At 30.5% G+C, this 2,106-nt stretch carries 2 protein-coding genes; both read left to right on the top strand.

The genetic code is table 11. The features are described 5' to 3' along the window. A partial coding sequence (locus tag ACRDDY_RS05905; protein WP_438564046.1) for a BMP family lipoprotein occupies positions 1–908 on the top strand: 908 nt, incomplete at its 5' end. 95 nt (positions 909–1,003) lie between these two features. After that, positions 1,004–2,106, top strand: a 1,103-nt coding sequence (locus ACRDDY_RS05900; RefSeq protein WP_438564045.1) for an ABC transporter ATP-binding protein, incomplete at its 3' end; no start/stop codon positions are given.

Genomic DNA, 2,106 nt, shown 5'->3' with positions numbered 1-2,106 from the left:
CTAAGAAGGATTTAGGAATTGAAAATCAATATTTAAAACCATCAGGACAAACACATGCAGACTATATAAAAGAAATTGGAAACATATATGACGCTGGAAACAAATTTATTGTAACACCAGGATATAAATTTGAAACAGCGATTTATGAAGCACAAGAGAAATATAAAGATGCTAAATTTGTATTGCTTGATGGAGTTCCAAAAGAAACTAATGAATCAAAAGAAGGAAAAGTTGCTGATAATACAGTATCTATATTTTATGCTGAAGAGCAATCAGGATTTTTAGCAGGAGTTGCAACAGCACTTCAAATTAAAGAAGGTGACCTGGGATTTATTGGGGGATTAGAAATTCCACCAGTACAAAAGTTTAACTGGGGATTCCAACAAGGTGTTAAGTATGCTAATGAAACATACGGAACAAAAACTACTATAAAGAAAGAAAATGTTAAATATGCAAATTCATTTGAAGATGTTGCAGTAGGACAACAATTAGCAGCAACTATGTATGATAGAGGAGTTAAAGCTATATTCGTTTCAGCTGGTAAAGTTGGAGTTGGTTCTATAACTGAAGCTAAAGGAAGAGCCAGCAAAGGAAAAGAGGCTTGGATTGTAGGGGTTGATGTTGACCAATTTGCAGAAGGTGTATATGAAGGTGAAAAGTCAGTTATTCTTACTTCAGCTACTAAGAAGATTGGAAAATCAGCATTTGATATGATAAAAGCTGAACAAGATAGTAAATTCCCCGGCGGACAAACTTTAGTTTATGATATTAACAATGATGGTGTAGGAATTCCAGAAAAGAATCCAAATCTTTCAGAAGATACATTAGCAAAAGTTAAAGAAGTAACAGAGAAGATGAAAGATGGAAAAATAAAAGTTTCAGCTGAAAAAGGTGACTTAATAGCTTAGTTTTTATAAGATAGGAGAGATTCTCAAAAATAAGGTTTTTAAATCTTGAGATTCTCTCTTTTTAAATATAAAGAGGTTTCTAGGAGGAAAAGAAAATGGCGTATGTAGTTGAAATGCTAAATATCCGTAAAGAATTTTCAGGAATAGTAGCAAATGACAATATAACTTTAACTTTAAAAAAAGGTGAAGTTCATGCACTTTTAGGAGAAAATGGAGCAGGAAAATCAACTTTAATGAGTGTTTTATTTGGATTATATCAGCCTGATAGAGGGCAAATAAAGATAGATGGAAAAGAAGTGAAAATAACAGGGCCTAATAAAGCTAATGAATATGGAATTGGAATGGTTCATCAGCACTTCAAGCTTGTTGAAAACTTTACTGTTACAGAAAATATTATATTAGGACTTGAGCCTAAAAAGTTTGGTTTTATAGTAGATAAAGAAAGTGCAGTAAAAAAGATAAAAGAATTATCAGAAAAATATAACTTAAATATAGATCCACATGCAAAAATTGAAGATATTTCAGTAGGAATGCAACAAAGAGTAGAAATATTAAAGATGCTTTATAGAAATGCAAACGTGCTTATATTAGATGAGCCAACAGCAGTATTAACACCACAAGAAATAAAAGAGTTAATGAATATAATTAGAGATTTAATAAAAGAAGGAAAATCAGTAATTATAATTACACATAAGTTAAAAGAAATAAAGGAAATTGCTAATAGATGTACAGTTATAAGAAGAGGAAAATATATAGGAACTGTAGATGTTAAAGATACTACTGAAGCTGATATGGCTAAAATGATGGTAGGAAGAGAAGTATCATTTAAAGTAGAAAAGAAAGATGCAAATCCAAAGGAGATTGTATTAAAAGTAAATAATTTATCTGTAAATAGAAAAAAAGGCGTACTTGGACTTAAAGATTTTTCATTAGAAGTTAGAGGTGGAGAAATTCTAGGGCTAGCAGGAGTGGAAGGGAATGGACAGGTTGAATTAGTTGAAGCCATTACAGGAATGAAAAATATTGTTTCAGGCAATATTGAGTTTTTAGGAAACAATATTGAGACATTATCTATAAGAGAAAGAATTGATAAAGGAATAGCATATATACCAGAAGACAGACATAAAAGAGGATTAGTTTTAGATTATAGTTTAGAAAATAATATGGTTCTTAAATCTTATAAAAATAAACCATTTTC

It is taken from the genome of Clostridium sp. (genome assembly GCF_051656525.1).
Taxonomy (GTDB): domain Bacteria; phylum Bacillota; class Clostridia; order Clostridiales; family Clostridiaceae; genus Clostridium.
Note: the sequence above shows the minus strand (reverse complement) of the source record. Positions and strands in the feature narration are given on the sequence as shown.